Origin of the sequence: Microbispora corallina, from assembly GCF_016863035.1 — a bacterium.
GTDB classification, from domain to species: domain Bacteria; phylum Actinomycetota; class Actinomycetes; order Streptosporangiales; family Streptosporangiaceae; genus Microbispora; species Microbispora corallina.
This window is the reverse complement of the sequence record NZ_BOOC01000043.1, coordinates 80,056-86,064: the sequence shown is the minus strand read 5'-3', so window position 1 is coordinate 86,064 and position 6,009 is coordinate 80,056. Positions and strand designations below refer to the sequence as shown.

Annotated in this window: 6 protein-coding genes, 1 tRNA gene and 1 other RNA gene; 6 read left to right on the top strand and 2 right to left on the bottom strand. The window is 72.6% G+C overall.

The window, feature by feature from the left end; translation table 11 throughout:
- The 3 genes from Mco01_RS33285 to Mco01_RS33275 form a co-directional block, all read left to right on the top strand.
- Positions 1-268, top strand: a 268-nt coding sequence (locus tag Mco01_RS33285; RefSeq protein ID WP_204060789.1) for an ABC transporter permease, incomplete at its 5' end; no start/stop codon positions are given.
- Entirely contained in the window at positions 265-621 is a 357-nt protein-coding gene (locus tag Mco01_RS33280) for a DUF1048 domain-containing protein (RefSeq protein WP_204060788.1), read from the top strand. The genes Mco01_RS33285 and Mco01_RS33280, both read left to right, overlap by 4 nt.
- A 1-nt stretch (position 622) precedes the next feature.
- Positions 623-949, top strand: a complete 327-nt coding sequence (locus tag Mco01_RS33275) for a DUF1048 domain-containing protein (protein ID WP_204060787.1) — start codon at positions 623-625, stop codon at positions 947-949.
- 201 nt (positions 950-1,150) lie between these two features.
- Here the strand turns inward: Mco01_RS33275 and Mco01_RS33270 are convergent.
- A tRNA-Ser gene (locus Mco01_RS33270) sits at positions 1,151-1,236 on the bottom strand.
- 86 nt (positions 1,237-1,322) lie between these two features.
- On the opposite strand from Mco01_RS33270, the gene ffs reads away from it, so the two are divergent.
- An RNA gene (gene ffs, locus Mco01_RS33265) (signal recognition particle sRNA small type) lies at positions 1,323-1,418 on the top strand.
- A gap of 42 nt (positions 1,419-1,460) precedes the next feature.
- Positions 1,461-3,749, top strand: coding sequence for a DNA polymerase III subunit gamma and tau (locus Mco01_RS33260; protein WP_204060786.1), 2,289 nt, complete (start codon positions 1,461-1,463; stop codon positions 3,747-3,749).
- A gap of 87 nt (positions 3,750-3,836) precedes the next feature.
- Here the strand turns inward: Mco01_RS33260 and Mco01_RS33255 are convergent, their stop codons facing one another.
- Positions 3,837-5,252, bottom strand: coding sequence for a helix-turn-helix domain-containing protein (locus Mco01_RS33255; RefSeq protein WP_204060785.1), 1,416 nt, complete (start codon positions 5,250-5,252; stop codon positions 3,837-3,839).
- Positions 5,253-5,660: 408 nt separating this feature from the next.
- Here Mco01_RS33255 and Mco01_RS33250 point away from each other — a divergent pair, with 408 nt between their 5' ends.
- Positions 5,661-6,008, top strand: coding sequence for a YbaB/EbfC family nucleoid-associated protein (locus tag Mco01_RS33250; RefSeq protein ID WP_198167169.1), 348 nt, complete (start codon positions 5,661-5,663; stop codon positions 6,006-6,008).
- Position 6,009: the final 1 nt, after the last annotated feature.

Genomic DNA, 6,009 nt, shown 5'->3' with positions numbered 1-6,009 from the left:
GGGGGCGAGCGCGTTCTCCTATCCGCTCATCTTCCTGCCGTTCCTCAGCTCGGCGTTCGTGCCCACCACAACCATGCCCACCGTGGTGCGCGTCTTCGCCGACAACCAGCCCGTGACCTCGATCGTCAACGCCATCCGCAACCTGTTCGCGCAGCAGCCGGTCGGCACCGACATCTGGATCGCCCTCGCCTGGTGCATCGGCATCCTCATCGTCGCCTACCTCTTCGCCATGACCACCTACCGCCGCAACAAGGAGGGCGGGAGATGAACTTCTGGGAGAAGGTCACAGGCAGCGATCTCACCAGGGATTGGAAGGCGTTCGAAGCCCGTGCCGAGGCGTTGCCGGCCGACTACCGTGCGGCGTGGGGACAGATCATCGCCCACCTTTTCCCCTATGGGGACTTCACCGGCCGCAACCTGATGCCGATCCTCGACGCGGCCTTGGGGCTGCTTGAAGTAGCAGCGGCAGACGGGCAGAGCGTCCACGACGTGCTCGGCGAGGACATCCGAGGCTTCTGTACCGCGCTTGCCGGTGGAGAAGGGGCTCGAACGTATCGCGATCGATGGCGCGAGGAGTTGAACAGGAACGTCGCAAGGAAATTGAGCCGGCTGGGAGGCTGACGTGGGCATCCACGACATCATCGAGGGCAAGAAACAGTGGCGGGCGCACGGGGCTCGAGTCAAGGCTCTCCCGCCGGACTACCAGATCGTCTACAAGGAGATGCAGAAGTACCTGTTCAAGGTCGGACCGATCAACCTGCCTGACGGGCCCCTGCTCCCCGGGATCGTCGGCTTCTTCGAGGAGGGCGTCGCCACAGGCAAGGGAGTCGTGGAACTCATCGGTACCGACATCGCCGCGTTCTGCGACGACCTGGTCAAGGACTCCCCAACCTACGCGGACGTCTACCAGGAATCGATCAGCGCGGAACCCGGAGCGGACGAGAAGTGACGCCCTGCGCCGGCGCCGGCGACCTGACAACCTGAGCAACGATCCCGCTCTGCTGTTGCGGGCTGTGAAGGGTCCCTATGGCGCCGGTGGTGGCGAGGAGTTCCGTGGCACACCCGACGAGGAGCACAACCGAGACCCAAACACGTAGCGGGGCCGGTCTGGATGGGACCGGCCCCGCTACGTTTCTGCCTCAACCATGCGCGGAGGATAGGAGATTCGAACTCCTGAGGGGTTGCCCCCAACACGCTTTCCAAGCGTGCGCCCTAGGCCAACTAGGCGAATCCTCCGCCGAACAGCTTAGCGGACTTTCCGGCCCGTGATGACCGCGCCGCCGAACGGCCTGCGCATCGTTCCCGAGTGGTTAGACTGTGCACCGGACCCCTCGCGCGGCGTCATCCTGTGAACCTCCCCAGGGCCGGAAGGCAGCAAGGATAAGCGGGCTCTGGCGGGTGTGCGAGGGGTCTCTCAGTTAGCGGATTCGCCGGCCGGGTCGACCCCCCGAGGAGGCGGCATGAGTCTTGCGCTGTACCGCAAGTACAGGCCCGGGACGTTCGCCGAGGTCAAGGGGCAGGAGCACGTCACCGAGCCGTTGCGTCAGGCCCTGCGGAGCGGGCGCATCCACCACGCCTACCTCTTCAGCGGCCCCCGCGGCTGCGGCAAGACCTCCAGCGCCCGCATCCTCGCCCGCTCCCTGAACTGTGAGAAGGGCCCCACGCCCGACCCCTGTGGCGAGTGCGAGTCGTGCGTCGCCCTGGCCGCGACCGGCCCCGGCCACCTCGACGTGATCGAGATCGACGCCGCGTCGCACGGCGGCGTCGACGACGCGCGCGACCTTCGTGAGCGGGCCTTCTTCGCCCCGGTCTCGGCGCGCTTCAAGATCTACATCATCGACGAGGCCCACATGGTCACCCGTGAGGGCTTCAACGCGCTGCTGAAACTGGTGGAGGAGCCCCCGCCGCACCTGAAGTTCGTCTTCGCGACCACCGAGCCGGAGAAGGTCATCGGGACGATCAAGTCCCGCACCCACCACTACCCGTTCCGGCTCATGCCACCGGCCACGCTCCGCCAGCTCATGGAGGAGATCCTCGAGTCGGAGTCCGTGCCGTACGAGCCGGCGGCGCTGCCGCTGGTGGTGCGGGCGGGCGCCGGGTCGGCCCGCGACTCGCTGTCGATCCTCGACCAGCTTCTCGCCGGCGCGGGCGACGGCGGGATCACCTACCAGCGGGCCGTTTCCCTGCTCGGCTACACCGACGGCGACCTGCTGGACGAGGTGGTCGACGCGTTCGCCAGGCGCGACGGCGCGGCCGTGTTCCACGCCGTGAACCGGGTGGTCGAGGGCGGTCACGACCCCCGCCGGTTCGCCACCGACCTGCTGGAGCGCTTCCGCGACCTGGTCATCCTGTCGAACGTCCCCGAGGCGGCGAGCAGCGGCCTGCTCGACCGGCCGGCCGACGAGCTGGAACGGCTGAAGGTCCAGGCCGCGTCGATGGGACCGGCGGAGCTGACCCGGGCCGCCGAGGTGTTCAACGCCGGGCTGACCGAGATGCGCGGCGCCACGTCGCCCCGGCTGCTGCTGGAGCTCATGTGCGCCCGCGTGCTGCTCCCGGCCGCCGAGCAGGGGGAGGCGGCGCTGCTGACCCGCCTCGAACGGCTGGAGCGCGGCATCCCCGCGGGCGGTCAGGTCCTCTCCATACCGGTCGCCTCCGCACCGGTCGCCACGCCCGCCGCCACGGCGCCCCCAGCGTCCGCGCCGCCCGTGTCCGCGCCGCCGGCCGCCCCGGCTCAGGTCCCTCAGGCCGCTCCGGCCCGCGGGGCTGAGGGCGCACAGACGCCCGCCTCCGCCGGCGAGGCGCCCGCCGACGACTGGCCCACTCCCGTACGGCCCGGCGCCCCGGCCGCGGCCACGGCTCCCACCGCGCCGACCGCGGCCTCTCCCGCCGCCGCGGGGAGCGGGCCCGTCCAGCAGGCGTGGCCGCAGGTGCTGGAGGCGATCAAGAACCGGCAGCGCGTGGCCTGGATGATCCTCAACGCGCAGGGCCGCCTGCTCGGCGTGGAGGGCAACGTCGTGACCGTGGGCTTCGAGAAGCCCGGAGACGTGCAGGGCTTCCTCAAGGGCAAGCGCGACGAGGTGGTGGCGGCGGCGCTGAGCGACGTGCTCGGCGGCACCTGGCGGGTGGACGTCGTGGTCGGCGGTTCAGGGCCCGGCCCCGCCGGTCCGGCCACGCGCGGGCCGTCCGGTCCGCAGGGCCCCGCGGCCGGGCCGCCCGCCCCCGCCGGTCCCCAGGGGTCCGGCGCGCCGGCCGCCGCTCCCCGGGCTCCCGCCGGGCAGGGCGGCGCCCCTGATCCCGGTCCCTCCGCCGGTGCCGCCGAGAGCGCGCAGGCGCGGTCCGCGGTGGCCGCGAGCCAGGCGCGGCCCGCCGTACGGGCCGAGGTGCCGGCCGCCCCCGCCGAGACCGCGCCGGCGGCGACCGACGAGACCTGGCCCGACGCGCCGTCCGACGACTTCGACGCCCCCTCGCCGGGCCCCCGGCCCCCGTTCCCGGCGGCCTCGGCCCCGGCGTCGACCCCGGCTCCCGCTTCGAGCCCGAGCATCGCGGCGGCGCGCGACGCCGCCAGGGCCGCGGCCCAGTCCGGTCCCCGGCCCGCGTGGCCGGACGCGGTCCCGCGCCGCCGCGCCAGCGACGTCGACGACGTGGACCCCCTGAACGACGCCGACGCCGACGTCAGCGAGCTGACCGGCATGGCACTGATCCAGCGCGAGCTCGGCGGGCGCGTGATCGAGGAGATCGACCACTCCTGAGCCGCCGCAGAGCGGGAACCCGATCGGCCACGTCGGACGAGCAGGGGTGACGGCGGCGGACGGCGTGACGGCCCTGCGGCTGGCGTCTCAGTCGTCGAGCCGGGCCAGCCGCACGCACGCCGCGGCGTGCCGGTGGTCGCCGGGCGGAATGGCCGCCACGACGTGTTCGAGGACCTCCGCGTCCTCGTATCCGCTGGGCGTCTGGGCGTACTCCCACAGGTCCTCGGGCGTGCCCCGGGCGAGCAGCTCCGACCGCACGCGGGCCTCCAGCTCCTCGCGTGCCCGGAGGACGGCCGGGGCCTCCGAGCGTGGTAGCAGCGGCCCCTGGTAGAGCCGGGCCGCCACCGCCGTCGCCCCGGCGGCCAGCGCCTGCCGCGCGTCGAGGAAGTCGGCGGAGACCTCACAGGCCAGCCGGTACGGCTTGGCGGCGATGGCCCGGCCGAGCTGGGCCCGCAGGCGGTGGATCTCGGCCCGGATGGTCACCGGGTTGCCCTCGTCGCCGTACAGGAGGAAGGACAGCCGCTCGGCGGTGAGCCCGCGGGGGTGCAGGGCGAGCAGCGTGAGGATCTCGGCGTGCCGCAGCGACAGCGGGACGCGGACGCCGTCGAGATGCGCGTACGGGTGGTCCTCCCCGAGCAGCGTCAGCCTGAGCCGGGGGACGGCGGCCTCGGCGCCGAGGGGGACGAGCCGGTACGCGTCGCCGAGCGACTCGACCAGCGCGACCCGGCCGTCCGACAGGATGACCCGCTCGCCGCACTCGGGCAGGCGGATCCGCGGCCCGAGGCTGAGGTCGCCCGCGACGACCCGGCCGGTGAGCGTGACGAGGGCGCCCGGACGGTCGAGGTGGCGGTGGTGACGGGACCGGAGGCGCTCGTCGCGCTCCCGCATGCCGACCGCGAGGTCGCTCTCGGCGAGCCGGGCGGCGGCGCGGACCAGGGCGACCGTGGCCGGGTGGAGGCTGCGGGTGGTGCCGCTGATGTCCACGCATCCGATCGTGCGGCCGGAGTCGGGGTCGACGATCGGGGCGCCGGCGCACGACCAGGCGTGCAGCGTCCGCGCCAGGTGCTCGCCGGAGTAGACGTACATGGGACGGCCGGTGGCGAGGGCCGTGCCGATGCCGTTCGTGCCGACGGCCTGCTCCGACCAGCGGAAGCCGTCGGACAGGCCGATCCGGTCCGCCCGGTGCAGCACCTGCCGGTGGCCGTCGCGCCACAGCACGTCGCCGGTCGCGTCGGTGACGACCATGATGTGGGCGGCCTCGTCGGCGACCTGCAGCAGGGTGTGGCGCAGCATCGGGAGCAGCGTGCCCATGGGAGTGACCGACCGGACCTCGCGGATGTCGCCCTCGTCGTACACGAGCGGCGCCTCGTGGCTCTCGGGGTCGATGCCGGCCTCCAGGCACCGGCGCCAGGAGTCGGAGATCACCTCGCGAGGCCCGGACTCCGCCGGCCGCCTCCCGGTCATCACGGCCTCGTGGATGCGGCGTGTCGACGATTCGGGCATCGATGGCTCCCGGTGGGGGGTGCTGTTCTCGCGGTGCGCCTCCGTACCAGAGAGATTTGCGCCACCCCTGGGACGGTATTTGCCAATGTCCATGAGTAACCAAGTGATCGCAACCCGTATGCAACCTTGGCCTGATTACGGTTGCGACGTCATGTCGGCCGGGTGACGTCCGGCGTGGTGGAAAGGCCGGGTCCCGGACGCGTGGAGGGGGGACGGGGCCCGGCCGGTCCTTTGGTTCCGCATGGACGGGGATCGCGGGGGTAGCGCGGTCTCCGTCCGTGCGGTTTCCCTGCGGACCGGGCCGACCGGCGGTGGGGGAACACGCGCGTGCGCCGGTGTCGCAACAGCGGCGGACACCGTAGGCTCGTCGCGACGAACATGTCGCTGGACGCTGAGGAGCGCACGATCGTGAATCCAGGGGATGTCAACCTCCAGCAGTTGCTGGAGCAGGCTCAGCTGATGCAGCAGCAGCTCGTCACCGCGCAGCAGGAGCTCAGCGACGCCGAGGTGGAGGGGAGCGCCGGGGGCGGCCTCGTGGTCGCGACCGTCAACGGGAGCGGGGAGCTGCTCGAGCTCCAGATCAGCCCGCTGGCGATCGACGCGAGCGACCCGGAGGAGACCGCCGAGACGCTGGCCGATCTCGTACTCGCCGCGGTGCGTGACGCCGTCCGCGCGGCCGGTGAGCTGCAGCAGGAGAAGCTCGGGCCCCTCGCGCAGGGCCTCGGGGGAGGCCTCGGCCAGCTGCCGGGGTTCTGAG